The sequence below is a fragment of the Corallococcus sp. NCSPR001 genome, from assembly GCF_017309135.1.
In the GTDB taxonomy this organism is placed as follows: Bacteria; Myxococcota; Myxococcia; order Myxococcales; family Myxococcaceae; genus Corallococcus.
Map to the genome: position 1 here is coordinate 4,944,819 of NZ_JAFIMS010000002.1, position 19,902 is coordinate 4,964,720.

17 protein-coding genes are annotated in these 19,902 nt (G+C 70.6%); 6 read left to right on the forward strand and 11 right to left on the reverse strand.

Translation table 11 applies throughout. From position 1 onward, the window contains the following. Positions 1–81 precede the first annotated feature (81 nt). From JYJ93_RS22085 to JYJ93_RS22095, 3 genes are all read right to left on the reverse strand, one after another. On the reverse strand, positions 82–2,139 hold the full coding sequence (locus JYJ93_RS22085; protein ID WP_206794345.1) for a cation:proton antiporter: 2,058 nt from the start codon (positions 2,137–2,139) through the stop codon (positions 82–84). 86 nt (positions 2,140–2,225) lie between these two features. Then, positions 2,226–2,387 (reverse strand): hypothetical protein, encoded by a 162-nt coding sequence (locus JYJ93_RS22090; RefSeq protein ID WP_206794347.1) that lies wholly within the window; start codon positions 2,385–2,387, stop codon positions 2,226–2,228. Between the two features lie 148 nt (positions 2,388–2,535). Then, complete coding sequence (locus tag JYJ93_RS22095) at positions 2,536–2,967, reverse strand: hypothetical protein (RefSeq protein ID WP_206794349.1); 432 nt, start codon at positions 2,965–2,967, stop codon at positions 2,536–2,538. 280 nt (positions 2,968–3,247) lie between these two features. Here JYJ93_RS22095 and JYJ93_RS22100 point away from each other — a divergent pair, with 280 nt between their 5' ends. The 4 genes from JYJ93_RS22100 (at position 3,248) to JYJ93_RS22115 (ending at position 8,850) form a co-directional block, all read left to right on the forward strand. Then, the gene (locus JYJ93_RS22100) at positions 3,248–4,120 is read left to right on the forward strand and encodes a TonB family protein (RefSeq protein ID WP_206794351.1); all 873 of its coding nucleotides are present in this window, start codon (positions 3,248–3,250) and stop codon (positions 4,118–4,120) included. A 27-nt stretch (positions 4,121–4,147) separates the two neighbouring features. Next, positions 4,148–5,554, forward strand: a complete 1,407-nt coding sequence (locus JYJ93_RS22105) for a PepSY-associated TM helix domain-containing protein (protein WP_206794353.1) — start codon at positions 4,148–4,150, stop codon at positions 5,552–5,554. Positions 5,555–5,856: 302 nt separating this feature from the next. After that, the gene (locus tag JYJ93_RS22110) at positions 5,857–8,130 is read left to right on the forward strand and encodes a TonB-dependent siderophore receptor (RefSeq protein WP_269012432.1); all 2,274 of its coding nucleotides are present in this window, start codon (positions 5,857–5,859) and stop codon (positions 8,128–8,130) included. A 39-nt stretch (positions 8,131–8,169) separates the two neighbouring features. After that, a complete protein-coding gene (locus tag JYJ93_RS22115) occupies positions 8,170–8,850 on the forward strand; it encodes a Fe2+-dependent dioxygenase (protein ID WP_206794356.1) in 681 nt (226 codons plus the stop codon). An 18-nt stretch (positions 8,851–8,868) separates the two neighbouring features. Here JYJ93_RS22115 and JYJ93_RS22120 read toward each other — a convergent pair whose 3' ends face one another. Further along, entirely contained in the window at positions 8,869–9,330 is a 462-nt protein-coding gene (locus tag JYJ93_RS22120) for a universal stress protein (protein WP_206794358.1), read from the reverse strand. A gap of 113 nt (positions 9,331–9,443) precedes the next feature. On the opposite strand from JYJ93_RS22120, the gene JYJ93_RS22125 reads away from it, so the two are divergent. Next, complete coding sequence (locus tag JYJ93_RS22125; RefSeq protein WP_242543890.1) at positions 9,444–10,352, forward strand: SDR family NAD(P)-dependent oxidoreductase; 909 nt, start codon at positions 9,444–9,446, stop codon at positions 10,350–10,352. 4 nt (positions 10,353–10,356) lie between these two features. Here JYJ93_RS22125 and JYJ93_RS22130 read toward each other — a convergent pair whose 3' ends face one another. From JYJ93_RS22130 to truD, 7 genes are all read right to left on the reverse strand, one after another. Further along, a complete protein-coding gene (locus JYJ93_RS22130; RefSeq protein ID WP_206794360.1) occupies positions 10,357–11,151 on the reverse strand; it encodes a serine protease in 795 nt (264 codons plus the stop codon). Between the two features lie 276 nt (positions 11,152–11,427). Beyond that, positions 11,428–12,918, reverse strand: coding sequence for an FAD-dependent oxidoreductase (locus JYJ93_RS22135; RefSeq protein ID WP_206794362.1), 1,491 nt, complete (start codon positions 12,916–12,918; stop codon positions 11,428–11,430). Beyond that, positions 12,915–14,261: a 2Fe-2S iron-sulfur cluster-binding protein gene (locus JYJ93_RS22140; protein WP_206794364.1), complete on the reverse strand. Its 1,347-nt coding sequence runs from the start codon at positions 14,259–14,261 to the stop codon at positions 12,915–12,917. The genes JYJ93_RS22135 and JYJ93_RS22140 overlap by 4 nt, the downstream gene beginning before the upstream one ends. Before the next feature lie 211 nt (positions 14,262–14,472). Beyond that, positions 14,473–16,005 carry a polymer-forming cytoskeletal protein gene (locus JYJ93_RS22145; protein ID WP_206794366.1) on the reverse strand — a complete coding sequence of 511 codons (1,533 nt, stop codon included), beginning with the start codon at positions 16,003–16,005 and terminating at the stop codon, positions 14,473–14,475. Positions 16,006–16,013: 8 nt separating this feature from the next. Then, a complete protein-coding gene (locus JYJ93_RS22150) occupies positions 16,014–16,520 on the reverse strand; it encodes a hypothetical protein (protein WP_206794368.1) in 507 nt (168 codons plus the stop codon). Beyond that, positions 16,517–17,089 carry a sigma-70 family RNA polymerase sigma factor gene (locus JYJ93_RS22155; RefSeq protein WP_233586090.1) on the reverse strand — a complete coding sequence of 191 codons (573 nt, stop codon included), beginning with the start codon at positions 17,087–17,089 and terminating at the stop codon, positions 16,517–16,519. The genes JYJ93_RS22150 and JYJ93_RS22155 overlap by 4 nt, the downstream gene beginning before the upstream one ends. Before the next feature lie 96 nt (positions 17,090–17,185). Next, positions 17,186–18,826: a tRNA pseudouridine(13) synthase TruD gene (truD, locus tag JYJ93_RS22160; RefSeq protein ID WP_206794370.1), complete on the reverse strand. Its 1,641-nt coding sequence runs from the start codon at positions 18,824–18,826 to the stop codon at positions 17,186–17,188. A 71-nt stretch (positions 18,827–18,897) separates the two neighbouring features. Here truD and JYJ93_RS22165 point away from each other — a divergent pair, with 71 nt between their 5' ends. Next, positions 18,898–19,833 carry a hypothetical protein gene (locus JYJ93_RS22165; RefSeq protein WP_206794372.1) on the forward strand — a complete coding sequence of 312 codons (936 nt, stop codon included), beginning with the start codon at positions 18,898–18,900 and terminating at the stop codon, positions 19,831–19,833. The last annotated feature ends 69 nt before the right edge of the window (positions 19,834–19,902 follow it).

Sequence of the window (19,902 nt, forward strand, 5' to 3'; positions counted from 1 at the left end):
GGAGACCTCCGGGACGCGGAAGGGGAGCGGCATGCCCTTGCTACGGACGGCCGCGCCCCCCATTGCATCCGGTGGCCCGCCTCAGCCGAGCACGCCCTTCGCCGCGTCGATGGCCTCGTGCGTCCCCGCGAGCGCGAGGATGTCACCCGCGCGCAGCACCTCCTGCGCGGTGGGCACCAGCACGCCCGCGTCGCCCCGCCGGATGGCCAGCACCGTGGCCCCCGTCATACCGCGCAGGTTGAGCTCCGCCAGGGTGCGGCCCACCGCCGCGCTGGACGCGCCGAGCGCCACCGACTCCGGTTCGCCAATGCCGGGCAGCATCTGACGCACGCCGTGCAGCACGTCCGGTGCCGGCTCGTCCTCGTCGCCCTTGGCGTGGGACTGGGCCGCGAGCGCCTCCACGATGACCTGCGCGCCCGCGCGCATGTGTCCCTGCAGGTTCGTGGCGCTCTTCCAGAAGGCGAAGCCCATCACACCCAGGGACACCAGCAGCAGCACCGCGCCCGGCACGCCGGGGAGGAACGGCTGGGTGATGGCCAGCACCGGCACGCCCACCATGAAGACGCTGGCCAACTGGAGCGCCACCACCAGCACCCGCCGGGGCGCCGCCGCCAGGTCCACCTTGCCGTTCGCCGCCGCCGGCAGCGCGCCCTCCGCCAGCACCACGCCCAGCCGCCGCCCCATCCGCACGATGCCCACGCAGAAGGGCAGGGCCAGCGCCGTGGCCAGGCCGATGACGATCCACGGCGTCAGCGTCTTGCCCCAGCCCATGCGCTCGTCGATGAACTCCGTCACCTGCGGCAGCAGCACGGACGTGCCAATGACGATGATGGTGATGAACGCCGCGTCCAGCAGCATCAGCAGCGCCATGCGCCGCACGCGCGCGCCCACCGTCTTCTGGCGCGGCGACGTGCGCAGGTTCTCCACCCAGCTGCCGTACAGCGACGCGAACGTCTGCAGCGGCGCAGGCAGCTTGCGGTCCACCCAGTTGGCGATGGGGCCGGACGCGCGGATGAGCCACGGCGTCGTCAACGTGGTGATGGCGGACACGGCCACCGCCACCGGGTAGAGGAACGTGCCCGTGGCCTTCAGGGACAGGCCCAGGCCCGCGATGATGAAGGAGAACTCGCCAATCTGGGACAGGCTCAGGCCCGCCTGCACGGACGTGCGCGTGCCGTTGCCCGTGAAGAACGCGCCCAGCGACACGCTGAGGATCTTCCCCAGGACGACCACGGCGGTGAGCACCGCGATGGCCAGCCAGTGCTCGCGGATGAGCGCCGGATCGATCAGCATGCCCACCGACACGAAGAACACCGCGCCGAACAGGTCGCGCACCGGCTGCACCAGGTGTTCAATCTCCTTGCCCTCGCCGGACTCCGCCACCAGCGAGCCCGCGAGGAACGCGCCCAGCGCCACCGAGTAGCCGAACGTCTGCGCCAGCAGCGCGCCCGCGAAGCAGATGCCCACGCTGGTGACGAGCGTCGTCTCCGGCCGCTGGAGCTTCGTGATGTAGCGCATCAACCGGGGCACGACGAACAGGCCGATGGCGACCAGGCCCACGAGGAACGCGGCCAGCCGGCCCACGGTGTACGCCAGGTCCCCGGCGGACATGCCGGTGCCGCTGGACACCGCGGTGAGCATGGCCATCAGCAGGATGCCGATGAGGTCCTCCACGATGAGGATGCCCACCACGATGCCGCGCAGCGCGCCCCTAATGTTCTGCTCGTCGAACGCCTTGGCGATGATGGTGGTGCTGGAGATGGCGATGCAGCAGCCGGTGAACAGGCTCTCCAGCATCGTCCAGCCAAAGGCGCGGCCGATGATGAAGCCCAGCCACACCATCACGCTGCACTGGATGACGGCGGTGAGCCCCGCGGTGGGCCCCACCTGGAACAGCCGCCGCAGGCTGAACTCCAGCCCCAGGGAGAACATCAGCAGGATGACGCCCAGCTCCGACAGCGTCTGCACGATGCCAGGGTCCGCCACCAATGGGATGGGGACGTGAGGCCCGATGATGAAGCCCGCGAGGATGTAGCCCAGCACCACCGGCTGGCGCAGGCGCTGGAAGAGGACCGTGGTGACCGCCGCGACACATAGGACGGTGGCGAGGGCTTGGAGGAACGCGTGGGCGTCGTGCATGGGGGCGCCTCTGGAGGTGATGGGCTCGCGATGACCGGCCCCGCCCGCTCCGCGCGGGGCCGGATCCACTGGAAGTTAGGGCGGACTCAGCTGCATCGCTCGAGGGCAACGGCGCCGACGATGATGAGCAGGCACAGCAGTCCGCTCCACAACAGGCGCGCGCCCTGCCACTGGTCGTGGGTGGCGCCGCCCTGCTGGGGCTGCTGCGGAGGGGAAGAGGTGGGTTCGGGGGAAGGGGATGCGGACATGAAAGAAAATCTCGCGCGGCCGCGAGCAGCGCACCGCGTGCTGAAAGGGTTGTGGAGTGGGAACGGCCTGCCCGCCTGGGCCCCAGGGGTCACACCGGGGCGGAAGATGGGCACGGGCCCACGAAAGAAGAGGGGACGAAGGAACCGCTCAGCCCTGGACCGGTGGACCCTGCGCCGGGCAGTTCACCGTCCGGGGACGGTCCGCCAGCGGCGTGAGTCTGGAGGGCAGCGCGCGGGCAAGCAGGCCCTCGGCACGCGCCAGCATCCGCGCGTCATGGCGCGCGAGGATCGCACGCAGCGTGTCCGGCCGGGGCGTGAAGGGGGTCTGGGGACGGAGGCCGGCGCCCGCTCCCTCCACCTGATCGCGCGAGCCCGCACGCGGCGCGCCTACGTGCGAGCCATGCAGCAGCCCCGCTTCCTCCCACCCCAGCTTCGGGCTGGAAGACGTGCTCGACAGTCCGGGCGTCCGGGACGCCGTGGCCTGCCGTGGGGCTCCCGCTGGAGCTCCGGTGAAGGGCGCCGGGGACAGCCCCAACATCCCCAGCCACCCGGCCAGCACCGCCGCGCACACGACCGCCATCAGGGCGAACCTGAACTCGCGGGGGGCTTCACGCCCGGTGTGGGAACGGACCGGCGTCATGGGTGGGGGGGTTAAGCGTGTCGCACCCGATGCGACAGTCGGGCGACGACAAATTACGGGTCAGCGGAAGGCCTTTATACGCAGCTGGGTTCCCACGCACCTCGGAAAATCGCGCCCTTGGCCGCGAAACTGTCGCGTGACGACGCGCAGGGATGATTTCAGCATCGCACCAGATTGACGTTGCCACCCCCCAGGGGATATCCCCTTGCGGCAACCGAAAATGCGAACCATTCTCAACTTCGACGACGGATTGGGCGCTGCCCCGACGCTGCCGCAGGCTGTGACCGCCCGTGCGGATGCGGTGCGGAGCCCGGTGGGGCTCTTCCAATCCGCGACCGCCACGGCGGATGCGGGATGGGGTCGCTGGAGCGGGGCCCTGCTGACCGCGACCGTGGCGCACGTGGTGGCGGTGGCGGTGGGGTTGATGGTGTCGACCCAGGCGCCGCCGCGGGTCACGAAGCCGGAGCCGGAGCTGGTGCTGATGGCCTACGCGCCGCCTCCGCCTCCGCTGGGGGGTGGCGCCCTGAAGCAGGCGACCCCGCAGCCCGTGAAGCCGGTGGTGCAGAAGCCGCGCCCCAAGCACCGGGAGCTGGTGGTCCCCGCGAAGGTTCCGGAGCCGGTGAAGGAGCTGGAGCCGGTGGTGGAGCAGGAGGAGCCCCCGGCCGCGACGGAGGTGGCCGCGGTCGCGTCGCAGGCGCCCGCGGGTCCGGGCGTTCCGGACGGCGCGGTGGGTGGCGTCGTCGGTGGCGTGGTGGGCGGAATCGTGGGCGGCAAGCTCGGAGGGCAGGGCACCGCGCCGCCCATCTACACGCCGCGCGAGGTGATGAAGCTGCCGGCGCTGCTGTCCGGCAAGCCGGAGTATCCGCGCCGCGCCCGGGAGGATGGCATCACCGGCGTGGTGATGGTGATGGTCGTCATTGGCACGGACGGCACGGTGGAGCCGGGCTCGCCGCGCATCCACCGCTCGGTGCCGGGCCTGGACGAGGCCGCGCTCGAGTCCGTGGCGGGCTGGCGCTTCTCGCCGGCACTGGGGCACGACGGCGCGCCGGTGCGCGTGAAGGTCGTGATCCCGGTGAAGTTCGCTCTCAGGTAGTCCCTTCGCAGTCCCGCAGACGCCTTCATGAACCCCAAGCTCCGCTCGATTCTCTTCTGGATCCACCTGATTAGCGGCCTCGTCGTGGGGCTCGTGGTCGGGGTCATGTCGTTCACGGGCGCGGCGATCGCCTTCGAGTCGCAGATCGTCGACTGGGCGGACCGTGACGCCCGGCACGCGGCGCCTCCCGCGCAGGGGACTCCCCGCCTGACGATGGAGGAGCTGCTCGCGAAGGTGAAGGAGGCGAAGCCCGCCGTGGCTCCCTCCGGCGTGACGCTGTACCCGGAAGCGGACAGCATGGTGACGGTGGCCCTGGGGCGCGGCGCTTCCGTCTACGTCCACCCGTACACCGGTGAAGTGCGTGAGCCGGGCGCGCGGGGTTGGCGCTCGTTCTTCCACACGATGGAGGAGCTGCACCGCTGGCTCGCGGCGTCGGGCGACAGCCGCGCGGTGGGCAAGTCCATCACCGGCGTGGCCAACCTGGCGTTCCTGTTCCTGGGCCTCACCGGTCTGTTCCTGTGGTGGCCGCGCAAGTGGAACCTGCGCGCCATGCGGCCCATCCTGTGGTTCCGCCGCGGGCTCAAGGGCAAGGCGCGCGACTTCAACTGGCACAACGTGATCGGCTTCTGGTCGCTGCCCGTGCTGGTGGTGCTGACGGCGTCCGGCGCGGTGATTTCCTACAAGTGGGCGTCGAACCTGGTCTTCACGCTCACCGGCAACGAGCCGCCCGCGGCGCAGGGGCCCATCGCCTCCGCGCCCGTGGTCGTCCCCACGCCCGCGCCGGGGACTCAGCCCCAGCCGCTGGACGCGCAGTTCGCGGCGGTGATGAAGCAGTCCAACGCCTGGGAGGCCATCACCCTGCGCCTGGCCACGCCCCAGGGCGCTGGCGGCCCCGGCGGCCGTCCTGAAGGCGCCCCGCGAGGCGAAGGCGCTCCGCGCGGCGAAGGTGGCCCGCGTGGCGAAGGCGCTCCGCGCGGCGAACGCATGGCTCGCGCGGAGGGCGCTCCGCAGGGCGAAGGCGGCCCGCGCCGTGAGGGCGGTCCTCGCGGCGAAGGCCGTGCGGAAGGCCGCGGCGGTCCGAAGGGTCCGCAGGCCAGCGCCTTCACCGTCCGCGAGCAGGAGCGCTGGCCGCTCTTCGCCACCAACACGGTGTCGCTGGATCCGTTCACCGCCCAGGCGCTGAAGACGGAGACCTACGCGGACTTCAACAGCGGACGGAAGCTGCGCACGTGGCTGCGCTTCCTGCACACCGGCGAGGCGCTCGGGTGGGTGGGCCAGCTCATCGCGGCGCTCGCGTCCTTTGGCGCCGTGTTCCTCGTCTACACGGGCTACGCGCTCTCCTGGCGCCGCTTCGTCCCGCGCCGCAAGACGCAGCCCGTGACCTCCGCGGCCCCAGTGGCTCCGCCCGCGGAGTCGAATACAAACGCCGCCTGACGTTACGCTTCAGTCAACCCAGACATCTCCCGAGGCCCGGACCGCGACAGCGGCTCCGGGCTTCGTCGTTTTCACCCGGCGGCGTGTGGCATTCGTCCTTCTGATGCAAGGCAGTGCCGTAACGATCGCCTGTCTTTGTTCCACCCAGTGTCGACGGGAAGAAATTTCTTGTAACGCGAATCAGGGTCCTGCATATGAGAATCATTCTCATTTAGGCAGTGCTTCCCATCCCGAGGGGATTCGTGTCCACAGCTAAGCCCGGTCGTTCTGGTATCCGCTCTTCGAATGGCAACCCTGGAGGCGTGCGCGGCGCGCTCTGGCCCTGGGGCCCCGCCGCCGTGGGCCTCGCCTCCGCCCTGGCGGCGGGTGGCGCGGTGGCGCAGGAGGCGCCGGTGACGGGCGAGACGGCGGCGCCGGTGCAGGAGTCCCGGCCGGCGGAGACTGCCCCGGTGGACCAGGAGTCCCCGGCTCCCGAGCGCACCCCGGAGTCCGCGCCCACGGGCGCGACGGCGGCGCAGCCCAACGAGGACGACGCGTACGTCCTGCCGGAAGTGTCCGTGGAGGGTGAGACGCAGAAGTACAACGTCACGGAGCCCAGCCTGGCCCGCCTGCCGCGGCCGCTGGTGGACACGCCGCAGACCATCACGGTGGTCCCCGAGCGCGTGATGGAGGAGCAGCAGGCGACGACGCTGCGCGACGCGCTTCGCAACGTGTCCGGCATCACGGTGACGGCGGGCGAGGGTGGCCGGCAGGGTGACTCCTTCTCGCTGCGCGGCTTCTCCGCCCAGACGGACACGCTGCGCGACGGCGTGCGCGACCTGGGCTGGTTCACCCGCGACACGTTCAACCTGGAGGGCGTGGAGGTCTACTTCGGCCCGTCGTCGGTGCTGTTCGGCCGAGGCTCCACGGGCGGCGCCATCAACCTGGTGACGAAGAAGGCGCGCAAGGGCTCCTTCACGGACCTGCGCCTGTCGGGCGGCACGGCGCCCACGGGCCGCATCGAGGCGGACGTCAACCAGGAGATCTCCGACAGCGTCCAGTTCCGCGTGAGCGCCGTGGGGCAGCTGTCCGGCGTCGCCGGACGTGACGTGGTGAAGGAGAACCGGGCGGGCATCGCGCCGTCCGCGCGCTTCCAGTTGGCGGACAAGGTCGCCCTGGAAGTGGACTACTTCTACCAGCACGAGGACAGCGTCCCGGATTACGGCCAGCCGTACTTCAACGGCTACCCCGTGGGCGTCACGCTGGACGTGCCCCGCGGGAACTTCTACGGCGTGAAGGACAGCGACGCGGAGCTCGTGAACGTGCACATCGGCACGGCGCGCCTCCTGGCGGACCTGGGCAACACCTTCCGTCTGACGAACACCCTGCGCTACGGCGGCGTGGACCGCTTCGCCCGGCCCACCGCGCCGCGCGGCCTGACGCCCACCACGAACCCCACCACCATCGGACGCCAGCGCTTCGAGACGACCGCGGACAACACCTACTTCGCGGACCAGCTGGACGTGCGCGGCGTGTTCAACACGGGCTTCCTCAAGCACACGGCCAACTTCGGTCTGGACGTGTCCCGCGAGCAGCGTGAGCAGGGCCGCGCCAACCTCACCGTGAACGGCGGCAACCTGCCGGCGGACCTGTTTGATCCGGACAACAGCCCGGACCTGTCCGGCGTGGCGCGCGTCCCGGGCGCCACCAACTACAGCCGCCAGTGGAACCTGGGCGCGTACGCGTCGGATCAGATCCAGATCGGCAAGTACGTGGAGGTCCTGGGCACGCTGCGCCTGGACAACCTGCACAGCGACTACGAGACCAAGGCCGCGAACGGCGACATCGCGGCCTTCGAGCAGGAGAACAGCCTGTTCAACTGGCGCGTGGGCCTGGTGCTCCACCCGGCGGAGAACACCAGCGTCTACGGCATGTACGGCACGTCCCAGAACCCCAGCGCGGAGCTGGCGACGCTGTCCGACGCCACCGTCACCCTGGATCCGGAGAAGAACGAGACCTTCGAGATCGGCGCCAAGTCCGACCTCATCGCGGAGCGCCTGAGCGTCAACGCGGCCGTGTTCCGCACCAACAAGCTGAACGCGCGCGTGCCGAACTCGGATCCGGACGGCCCGCCCACGGTGCTGGAGGGCAAGCAGCGGGTGCAGGGCTACGCGCTGGGCGTCGCCGGTTCGCCGGTGCGCCGCTGGAACGTGTTCGCCAACTACACGTTCCTGGACGCGAGCATCCGCGAGCACACCAATGAATTCCTGGTGGACCAGCGCCTGGTGAACACGCCCAAGCGCAGCTTCTCGCTGTGGACCACGTACGCCATCCTGGACACCCTGTCCGTGGGCGGCGGCGCCACCTACCAGGACGTGGCCACGGTGAACAACCCGGCCAACGCGACGGTGCTGCTCACCAAGGTCCCCAACTTCTGGCGCTTCGACGCGTTCGCGTCCTACAGCATCAAGAAGGTGGACCTGCAGCTCAACGTCTACAACCTGACCGACAAGCTCTACTACGACTCGTACTACGGCGGTCAGGCCGTGCCGGCGGACGGCGTTTCCGCCCTGCTGTCCGCGCACGTGCGGTTCTAGTCGCGCGCGCTGCCTGCCGGGCGTAGGAGGACGTTCATCATGATGGTGCACATCCCGCAGGTCCTCACGCCCGAGCAGGTGGCCCACTGCCGCGCCGTCTTCGACAAGGCGGCGTGGGAGGATGGCCGGACCACCGCCGGCAAGCAGTCCGCGCAGGTGAAGAAGAACCTCCAACTGCCCGAGGGCAGCCCCGCCGCCCGGGAGCTGGGGGACCTGGTGCTGGCCGGCCTGGAGAAGAGCCCGCTGTTCATCTCCGCCGTGCTGCCCCAGCGCGTCTTCCCGCCGCTGTTCAACCGCTACGAGCAGGGGATGGACTTCGGCTCGCACGTGGACAACGCCATCCGGCCGCTCCTGGGCTCGAACCAGCGCATCCGCACGGACGTGTCCGCCACGCTCTTCTTGAGCGACCCGGACAGCTACGACGGCGGTGAGCTGGTGGTGGAGGACACCTACGGCAACCACTCGGCGAAGCTGCCGGCGGGGGACCTCATCGTCTACCCGTCCACCAGCCTGCACCACGTCACGCCGGTGACGCGCGGCGTGCGGCTGGCGTCGTTCTTCTGGGTGCAGAGCATGATCCGCGACGCCGGGCAGCGCTCGCTGCTCTTCGACATGGACACGTCCATCATGCAGCTCACCCGCGAGGTGCCCAAGAGCCCCGCGCTGGTGATGCTCACGGGCGTGTACCACAACCTCCTGCGGCAGTGGGCGGAGCCCTAGCCGCGGACCCCGGAGCCGCTATTCGGGGCTGACGTGCAGGGTGAGCACCGGACACACGGCGTGGCCCACCACCTTCTGCGCCACGCTGCCCAGCAGCATGCGGGTGAGCCCCTTGCGCTGGTGCGTGCCCATCACGATGAGGTCGTACTTCCCGCGCTCGGCCTCCTCCAGCACCACGTTGCCCGCCTCGCCAATCACCACGCGGTGGGACAGGGCCACGGGCGCGGTGCCGTCCACCTTGCGCAAGAGCGCCTCCAGCTCCTTGCCCGCGGTGTCGCGCGCCATCGCCTCCAGCGAGGTGGCGTCCCAGCCGGGCGAGGCCACCAGCAGGTCCGGCGCCACGTACTGCGGCGGCTCCCAGGCGTGCACGACGTCCACCGTCGCGCCAAAGGGGCGGGCGAGTTGCAGCGCGTAGTCCACGACGGACCGGGAACCGTCCTTCAGGTCCACCGGTACGAGGATGCGTGAAGGGCCTGCCATGGGTGTCCTCCTCCAGCGGGAACATGGAAACGCTTAATGCCCGCCTGCCTCCAGGGCAAGGGGACATGCAGGGCGGGCCGAGCAGCGGGGCGGGCGCGCAGGGTCACCCGCGCATGGACACCTTCCTGTCCGAGGTCCTGCCCCCTATGCGCCCTCCCATCGACAACGGTACCGTGCTCATCATCGGCGCAGCTGGCGGCATCGGCCGCGAGCTTGCCCGGCTGCTCTCTCCACGCGTCAGGACCCTGGTGCTCGTCGCGCGCGACGTGGACGACCTGGGAAGCCTGAGGCAGGAGCTGCTCGTCCGAAACCCCACCCTGGGGGTGATGATCCGCGCGTGCCGGATGGATGATCCGCGCGCCGTGGACGCGCTCTTCGAGCACCTGGAGCGCAACTACGTGCGCGTGGACGTGCTCATCAACAACGCGGACTACGCCTCCAGCGGGCTGTACGCGGACGAGCGCTGGAAGCGCATCGAGGAGCTGGTGCAGGCGAACGTGCTGGCTCCGGCCATGATCACCCACCGCCTGCTGCGCCCCATGCTGGAGCGCGGGCGGGGTGGCATCCTCACGGTGGGCTCGGGCGCGGCGCGCCTGTTCATGCCGGGCGCGGTGACGTTCGCCGCCACGCAGCGCTTCCTGGATGGCTTCAGTGAGTCCCTGCGCCTGGAGCTGAAGGACGCGGGCATCCCCGTCACCTTCGTGGCCCCCGGCCCGCTGGCGCTGGAGCCGCACCTGGAGGGGGAGGTGACGCCGTTCTTCGAGCTGTCCCTGCGCCAGTGCGCCCGCGAGGCCCTGGCGGGCTTCGAGCGGGGCGAGGCGCTGGTGTACCCCGGCCTGGGGCACCGCTGGGTGATGCGGCTGCTGCGCTTCCTGCCGCGCTCCTTCAAGCGGGGCCTGGGGCGGCTGGCGCTGGGCGGCCTGAAGCGGACGCTGCTCTTGAATCCGTCCGGGCCCACCGGGACGGATGCGCCCCCCCGGCCGGTGCTGCTGGCCGGAGGGGAGCCCTCGTCCGCGACTTGAGCGACTACAGGCCGATCTCCGCCAGGCGCGCCTTCACGCGCGTGGCCTTCACGCCGGTGTTGGCCGTGCCGCGGCCCTGCGAGTTGCCGCCGACGCCGATGTGGTGCAGCGCCACCACCTGGTTCGTGGACGTGGAGATGACGGGCGAGCCGGACGAGCCGCCCAGCGTGTCCGCGTCGTAGGAGATGTCCGTGGTGCTGTAGTTGCCGTTGAGCACCTTGCCCGGCGAGGACTTCTTCGTCGGCGTGCAGGACGGCGTCGTGTAGTAGTCGCAGTTCTGGTTCACCACGTACACGCTGGCGCTCGTCGCCGCGTTGGTGCTGGAGACGGTGAGGAAGCCGTACACCTGGCCGGGCAGCTGGCCGTTCACGGCCGAGCAGCGCAGCGCCGTCATGTCGTCGCTGCTCCACGTCTTGATGAACGTGGCGCACGGGTACCAGACGCGCGAGGCGGACGCGACGCCGTCCTCGTAGTTGAACGACACGCGCGCGCCCACCGCCTCCGAGGAGTTGCCCACGCAGTGGTTGTTGGTGATGACCACGTCGTTGGAGACGAGCCACGCCGTGCAGCGGCTGCCCACCGCCGGGATGGAGAGGTAGCCCACCGCCAGGGACTTCGTGCGCTGCGTGCCCGAGAGGGACGTGGCGCTCACCCAGTTCAGGGTGCCGACGATGACGTTGGACTCCTGTGAGGCCAGCGCCTCGTTGGGCTCCGCGTCCGGCACGTCCATGGGCTCCACGGAACCACACGCCGTCAGGCCCATCACCAGCATCGCACCCAAGAGCTTCTTCGCGGCCATCTGTGAGTCTCCCCCCGCGCGGCATTGCGCGGCGCGGAAGGCCTACGCACGCCCCGTGCCATGGCGCCCGTCAGAGGGGGCCCGGCGTCACGCTCCCGTGACGGTGGTGCGTGGATGCTCCGTGCAACCCGGTTGCGTTTGTAAAGAAACGTCACGTTCCGCGGCGAATCCCCAGCCATCCCGGGGACTTACGTGATTTTCAGGGAGTGCCGTTTTTGCGGACATGCGGGGCGCTCCTGTCCCAGGCGGAGACAGGAGCGGGGAGGGCGGAATTCTTCAGCCGATGATCATGTCCTCACGCTCGAGGGTGCCTTCCTCGAAGCGGCGGAGGTTGAAGCGGGTGAAGAGCTCGTCGGAGCCGCCGGAGGTCATCCACCGGGCCATCCGCTCCGCGACGGCGGGGGCCATCATGAAGCCGTGGCCCACGAAGCCGGACATCTGGAGCAGGTTGTCCAGGCCGGGGGTGCGCCCGAGGATGGGGTTGTTGTCCGGGGTGACGTCGTAGAGGCCGCCCCACTGGCGCAGCACCTTCACCTGGCCCACGTGCGGCAGCTGCTCCGTGAGGGCCTGGGCGAAGCGCGCCACGAAGCGCAGGGTGCTGCCCATGTTGGGGCCAGCGGGCTCCTTCGGGTCGCCCATGCCGCCCACGATTTCGCCGCGCATGGACTGGCTGAAGTACAGGCCCGTGTCGAGCACCGACACCAGCGGCGACAGGAAGGGCTTGAGCGGTTCGGTGCTGAGGATCTCGTGGCGGTGCGGCTCGTTGGGCAGCTTCACGTCCGCCAGCTTCGCGACCGCGGGGCTCCACGCGCCGGAGGCGAGCACGACGGTGTCGCAGGCGATGTCGCCCCGGTCCGTCTTCACCTTGCGCACCTGGCCGTTGTGCGTCTCGAAGCCGGTGACGTTGGTGTACGTCTCCACCTTCACGCCGCGCTTCACGCAGCCCTGCGCGTAGCCCCACAGGAAGGCCCAGGGGAAGATGACGCCGTCCTCCGGGTTGTAGGCCGCCGTCACGCAGTCCTTCATCGTGAGGTCCGGGACGATCTGCCGCGCCTCGTCCGCCGTGATGATGCGCGTGGGCACGCCGTACTTGTTGTGCAGGGCGGCGTTGCGATCCAGTCGGTACGCGGTGTCCTTGCGCTTGGCCAGGAAGAGGTAGCCCCCCTGGCGCAGCCACACGTTGACGCCCAGCTCGCGCGCGAAGCCCTTCATCAGGTCGATGGAGCGCTTGGCCAGTTCAATCAGCGCCGGGGTGCCCCACTGCATGCGCACGCCGCCGCCGTTGCGGCCGGACGCGCCCGCGCACAGGTAGCCGCGCTCCAGCACGACGACGTCCGTCTCCCCGCGCAGCGCCAGGTTGTACGCCAGCGACAGGCCCATGATGCCGCCGCCGATGATGACCACCTTCGCCTTCTGCGGCACCGGCCCTTCCGGGCGCAGCGCGGACGGGAAGTGCTCCAACTCCTGGGGCACGCCGCCCACGGGCGGGACGGACTCGTCCACGGGGGCGCTGGCGAGCACGCGCAGCTCCGTGGGGTAGAGCGGCGGGCGCGGCGTGAAGGGGACGACGGCCTCCGGCTTGAGCGCCGGGGCCTTCTGCTTGAGCAGCGCGGCCACCGCGGCGTGGCAGCTCTTGCCCTGGCAGATGCCGGTGCCGAAGCCCGTGTAGCGCTTCACCGACTCCACGTCGTGGTAGCCGCGCTCGATGGCGTGCTCCACGTCCGTGACGGTGACGTCCTCGCAGGTGCAGACGAGCGCCTTGCTCATGACAGCCCTCCCATCAGCGCCTGCGCCGCGCGCGCGCCCATGGCCGCGGCGTCCTTCGCCGTGCCCACCTTCGCCACGTCGCCCGCGACGAACACGTCCGCCGCCTGCGTGCGCCCGTCCGCGTCCGCCTCGACCTTGAAATGGCCCGCGTCCGCGTCGAACTCCACCTTCGCGCCGCCCTGGCGCGCCAGCTCGAAGCCCGGCGCCACCGGCACGGACACCACCACCGCGTCGCACGACACCTTCTGCTTGCGTCCGCCCTGGGGCGTGAAGCTCAGGGCCGTCACGCCGCGCAGGCCGTGCGCCTTGAGCCCGTCACCCACGACGGCCTTCGGGTGCGCGTTCGCGGGCAGCGGGCCCTTCAGGTCCACCACCGCCGCCACCTCCACGCCGCGCTGGGTGAACAGGTGCGCCAGCGCGTGCAGCTCCGGGCCGTGGCCCACCAGCGCCGCGACCTGGGGCGCCACGTCGTGCTTGCGCAACAGCAGGCTCGCCGCGCGGCCCGCGATGACGCCGGGCAGGTCGTTGTTCTCGAAGGGGAGGGTGGGGGGATGGCCGCCCACCGTGAGCAGGAAGCGCTTCGCGTAGACCTTGAGCAGCCGCAGGTTGGAGGCCTCCTGCGACGCGACCGCCAGGTAGCGGCCGTGCTCGTCGTCATACAGGCCGATGACGGTGGCGCCGCGCACCACGCTGCCCTGCGGGAACGCGGTGGCCTCCGGCACGAAGGGCGCGTTGTCCTCCGGGGCGCCGTGGGCCAGCCGTCCGCCCAGGTTCGCGTCGCGCTCGAAGAGCATGAACGGCACGCCCTTGCCGGCGAGCACCCGCGCCGCCTCCAGGCCTGCCGCGCCGCCGCCCACCACCGCGACGGTGGTGTGGAAGGTGCGAGGGGGCAGGGGCTCCGGGCCGGCTTCCCTGGGCAACAGGCCCAGGCCGGCCAGCTGCCGGGCCACGCGCGCCATCACGTCCTCCGCCACCGGCACGCCCGCGAACATCTCGTGGTGGTCCAGGCGCTTGGGGAAGAACCAGTCGATGGTCTCGAAGATGTCCACCTTCGCGGACGGGTACGCGTTCTGCCGCTCCAGCCGCATGCCCTCCTTCGCGGGGGTGCGGCAGGTGTAGACGTTGGGCAGCCCGTCCACGCGCATGAGGCAGTGCGAGCAGGCCGCGGAGAAGCAGTACGGCCCGCGCGGGCGGTGGTACTTCACGGAGCGGGAGAGGACGTTCTCGCCCGCGGCGATGAGGGAGCACGCCACCGGCTCGCCTTCGATGGCGGGGATGCTCTCGCCCTCGAGGTCCACGGTGATGGCCCTGCCGCGCGGGGTTGCGTCTGGGAGGCGTCGCATGGGTGCCGCGCAAAATGGCGCACCGGACGAGGCGGGTCAAAGCCTGTCAGCGGCCGCCCGCCCTCCGTCAACACCCCGTCACGACAGCGCAGGTGATGGCGCGCGAGCGTGGCACTTGTTGGAGAAGGAAAAGCCCCACTCCCGGTGCACCTGGGAGCGGGGCTTCATGATGCGGTGTGGCAAGGTCCGGGCGGCCGTGAGGCCGGGTGCGTCAAACCGGGTTCTCGCTCCGGGGGAAGATGGGCTCCGGCATGCCCCGGCCGCGGTAGCCGAACCGGGTGCGGATGACCGCGCCAAAGGCCAGCGGGGTGAGGATGAGGTTGAGGAAGACGCCCAGCACCGGGATGTGGCTCACCAGGAGGATGAGGCCCAGGCCCAGGGCGAGCACCACCGCCTGCGTCTTGCGTCCGCGCATGACCGGCAGCCGCGTGCCCACCTCGCTGGCGATGGCCGCGTAGCCCAGCGCCGTGCCCAGCATGGAGGCGACCAGGAGGGCGAACGCCACCGGGATGCCGATGAGCGTGACGCACAGGACGATGGTCAGCGGGATGAGGGCCGCCATGCCGACCAGGCCCACCCAGAAGTTGCGGGCGGGGTTGGCGCGGATCTCATCCCCCAGCTCCTTCATGCGCGCCGGGAAGAACATCTGCCCCAGGAAGCCCAGGCCGAAGAGCAGCGCGAACTGGAGGATGAAGGACGCCAGGCCCCCGCCGTCGCGGCCGCGGTCGTCATCATCGTCGGCGTCCGCCGACGCGTCGTGGTTCTGCCCTTCCTGCATGCCGCGCTTGATCTCCCCGGCCACCATGCGGCCCAGGCCCGCGCCGCCGAAGGACTCCAGGCTGCCCTCCACGAGGGCTCCGTCCGCCTTCTGCACCTGACCGCCGAAGGCGGACACGTCGCCCTCCACTCGCGCGTTGGGCCCCAGGATGACGTTGCCGCCGAAGGCGTGCACGTCTCCCTCCACGAGGCCCTGGACCTCCAGGTTGCCGCCGAAGGCGACCGCGTCGTCCTCCACGGTGCCCTTCACGATGAGGTTGCCGCCGTACACGACGGCGCTCTCCACGGACTCGCCCTCCTTCACCTCCAGGTTCTGTCCGCGCGCCACCACGTCCCGGGCGCCGCGCTTGCCCTTCTTGTGCTTGAAGCTGTCGCGGAAGCTGCGGATCTCCTCGCGGATGCGCTCCTTGGCCGCTTCCGCCTCTTCCTTCGCGGCCTGCTTGGCCTCCTCGCGGGCGCGCTTCGCCTCTTCGCGGGCTTCCTCGCGCGCCCGGTCCGCCTCTTCGCGGGCCAGCGCCTGCTCCTCGGGCGTCGCGTTCGCGTCCATGGCGGGCGGAGCGGGAGGCGCCGGCGGGGTCGCGGCGATGACGGGCGGAGCGACGGGGGCTTGGGCCGTGGGGCTTGCGCCGGACTCCTTCTCCTTCGCGGTGAGCGGGCGCAGCGTGAAGATGGACCCGTCCTGCTCCAGGTGGAGCGAGTAGGCGCGGGCCACAGTGCGCAGGGCCTGCTCGGCGCTGATGCCGCGCAGCCGCACCTCCGCGGGGGTGTCCAGGTCGCCGGTGACGACCAGGTTCAGGCCGCCCTTCTCCGCGATGGTCTTGAGCGCGTCGCGCAGCGAACCGCGGAAGCTCACGTCGATGGTGCGGGCCGGCGCGCTGGCGGCGGCGGGGGCCGGGGCGCCTTCCGCGAGCGCCACCGGGGCGCCGAGGAGGAGGGTCGGAAGCAACAGGCGGGGGAGGATCTTCATGGTCACGCTCAGGCTTCGGAGAGGGACGGAGGAGGGGAGCCGGCCAGGCGCTTCAGGCCGAACAGCGACGTGAACACGACGAGGGCGACGATGCAGGCCACCGCCAGCCCCGCGGTGCTCCACAGGGCGTGCGCACCGCTGAACAGGCCTTCCATGAACGCACGGCTGTCACGCACGCTGGACGCGAACGCGGTGCCCATGTGGCCGAGCGCCCTGTCGTTGCTGAACAGGAAGCCCAGGCCCACGCCCAGGGACGTGAGCAGGATGCAGAGGCCCGTCCACACCTCGCGGCGCTGAGGCGCGGGGCTCTCCGCGACGCGGGCCATCACGTTCACGACCAGCGACGGGGGCGGCAGCGGATCCGCCAGCCGGAACAGGTCGTTCTCCAGCAGGCGGTGGTCCTCCATCAGGGCGGCGCACGCCTCGCACTCCGCGGCGTGATCCAGGGCGGGGCCCTCACCGGCCTCCAGCTCCGCGAAGAGGATCTCCAGGTCGGGGCAGGGGGTGGGGCTCATCGCGTCTCCTCCTCGGCGGGCGCCATCTTCTTGCGAAGCTTCTCACGGGCTCGGAACAGGCGCGCCATGATGGTCCCGGGCGCGCAGCCCATGATCTGCGCGATCTCCTTCGTGGTGCGCTTCTGGACGTAATAGAGGGCCAGCACTTCACGGTCGTCCACGGAGAGCGTCTCCATGGCGGCCTCCAGCGACTGCCGCTCCTCGCGCGCGATGGCCCCGTCCTCCTGGGACGCCTCGTTGCTGGGGAGCACCTCCTTCATGGGCTCCAGCTCCTCCGTGCGCACCTTGGTGCGGCGGCGGAGCAGGTCCAGGCAGAGGTTGCGGGTGATGGCGAGCACCCAGAGGTCGAACGGGCGCGCGTCGTCGTAGCGGTGGAGGTTCTGGTACGCGCGGAGCAGGGCCTCCTGCGCGACCTCGGCGGCCTCCGCCTCGCTCTGCAACAGGCGCAGCGCCAGGCCGTACACCGGGCGCTGCACGCTGCGCACGAGCGCTTCGAAAGCGGACGGGTCTCCCTTGCGGGCGGCCTGCACGTCCGCCTTCCAGGGGAGCGGGGCGGCGTCCTCAGCCATCAACATTCCGATGGCCATGGGGAGCGAGTCGAGGGCAAGAGCGTTCACGCCCTGGAATACGGGCGCGGCGAAAGGCCATTGCGCCGCCCTCGAACATCACTTCCGCTTCTGTTTTTTCGCGGACTTGGCGGCGGCCAGGCGCTGCTTTTCGGCCTTTTCCGCCCGGCTTTCGGCCTTCACCTGCTTGCGCTGCTTCTGCTTCGCCCGGAAGCCCAGCGGGATCTCCGCCTCCGGAGCAGGCGAGGGGGCGGCCCGGACCTCATCCAGTTCCGGAACCTTTTCACGGGGCGCGCGGGCGGGCCGGCCGATGCGGCTGGGGGGACGGGCGTCCTTCGCGGGCGGTGCGGCCCGGTCGTCGCGGCGGGAGGTGCCCGGACGGGCAGGGCGCTCGGACGTGGCCGGACGCGCGGTGCGGGGCGTGGCCCGGTCCGCCAGGGTGCGGTGGCGGGAAGGTCCTTCCGAGGCGCGCGCGGCGCTCCGGGCCTCTTCCACCCGCTCCTCTTCGCGCTCGGTGGTGACGAGCCGCGGGCGCTGCGAGGTGCGGATGTCCTCCTTCGAGTCCTCCGTGTACTCGAAGTGGAACAGGCGCTTGATGACCAGCGTGGCGTACGCGCCCGGGGGCAGCGTGAAGGCCACGTTGACCTTGATGTCGCCGCGGTTCACGTCGTCGTTCTGCGTGCGGCCCACGACGAGCTTGTGCGGGAACATCACCAGCGGGCGCTGCTCCTCCTTGAAGTAGAGCATCCGCTCCGCGCCCTTGATGCGCAGGTCGGGGAGCTTGAGCTTCTCCTTGCCCAGCACCCAGGTCATGGCCTCCGCCACCTTCGGATCCTCGAAGGTGGAGTCCGGCCCCACGAGCGGGAAGGTCTTCTCGCGCAGGATGTGCAGCACGTCCGGGGTCGCGTCCCGGTAGTGCAGGAGCGTGCCGGCCTGGTAGCGCATGGGGAACATGGCTTCGCGCGGCAGCATCAGCTGGAGGTAGCGCCGGACGCCCTCGTTCCAGAGGAAGCTCTGGTACTCGAAGAGGATCATCGCCCGGTAGTCCGAGTCGATCTGCAGGAACGCGCGGAGCCAGTCGCCCGGGTGCTCACGCAGGGAGCGCAGGATGCGGTGGTACTTCTTCGCGCCCTCGAAGGGCACGCGCGCGTCCCACTTGCCCCAGTTGTCGCGCCAGAAGCCCTTCACCTTGGCGTCCTCGGTGCGGTCCAGGTCCGAGGGGCGGGCGAAGTAGTTGTGCAGCGCGGCCTCGAAGTCGCCCCGGATGAGGTCCTTGGCGATGAAGCCCTGGCCGTGCTTGAGCGCGCCGAAGCGCTGGCTGTCGAAGTAGTTCACCACGCCCAGCCGGTTCACCTCCGCGGCGGCCAGGTTCAGCGGCGCCAGCGAGTCGCGCGTGAGGGCACGCACGGTGACGGAGAAGCGGTTGGAGGTGATGTTCCTCGCGGACAGCGGCTTGTCCGTCCGGCCCAGGAACTTCAGGCGCAGGTCGGGCTCCTGCATGTCCACGTCCGCGCCATCCACGGCGATGATCTGCTCGGTGCGGCCCTGCTTGTCCTTCAGGCCGCAGTAGCTGATGGCGCCGGGCTTCAGGCCGAACGCGTCACGGATTCGGTTCACCGCGTCAAAGGTGGACAGCTTCTGCTTGTCCATCAGGTAGACGCGATGCTTGCCGCTTTCGACCTCGTCGAAGCGGTAGGACTCCTTCACGGAGAAGTCCTCGGGTTTTTGCTTGATTCGCACGACAGCCCCCTTACCACGTGGACGCCCGGATTGAAGCGTTCGCGCTGGAAATGGGCTTAACCTGCAACCCCATGAGAAACCTTCCCGCCCTGATCCTCTTGGCGCTCTCCGGGCTCGCCGTGGGGTGCGCGACCCCCCTGTCCACCATGCAGACCGCGAAGACGCTCGCACCGGGGCAGGTCCAGGTGACGGGCAGCATGGGCGTGTTCGTCCCCGTGGGCACGCTGGCGTCGGTGGTGGACGTGGGCATCGACCAGGGGCTCGAGGCGAAGCGCGCCATCGAGGAGGACCGGCCCTACAACCTCACGGAGGAGGACCAGCAGCGCCTGTTGACGGCGGGCCTGGCGCTGGCGGTGGCCCCGCCAGGGGTGAACCCGGAGCTGATGGTGCGGGTGGGGCTCTTGGACGGGTTCGACGTGGGCGGGCGCTACAACGGCAACGCGCTGCGCTTCGACGGCAAGGTGCGCCTGGCCCACGGCGGGCCGGGGCCGCGCCGCTCCTACGACCTGGCGCTGGGGCTGGGGGTGTCCAAGTACCTGTTCTCCGGGGCGGTGATGGACGTCCTGGAGGTCGTCCAGTTGGGAGACTTCAGCCGGACGGACGTGGAGGTGCCGCTGTACCTGAGCGCGGAGTACGGCGACGTGTTCAAGCTCTACGGCGCCCCCAAGTACGTCTTCAGCCACACCCGGCTGGACGCCCAGCTGGTGGACTTCTCCGAGCAGGGCAAGCCGGTGACGGGCTTCGACGCGAGCCTGCCGTCCACGGTGAACAGCCACTTCGTGGGCTCCACGGTGGGCTTCGCGGTGGGCTACAAGTACGTGCACTTCTACGCGGAGCTCACCGGGGGGTACGTCTTCTGCAACCCCCACGTCTTCGGGCAGAAGCGGGACCTGGGCGGGATGACCTTCCTGCCGTCCATTGGCCTGGGGTTCCGGGCCCCCGAGCGCCGGCCGGCCGCGTCGGTGGACCCCGCCGCCCCCGGGACGGTGGCGCCTCCGTCCCTATGAGCGGCGGGCGTGGGCGGGGGACTGACCGGCCGTGCAGGGCGTTGGCGGCCTGGAACCGGGGGGGCTTCG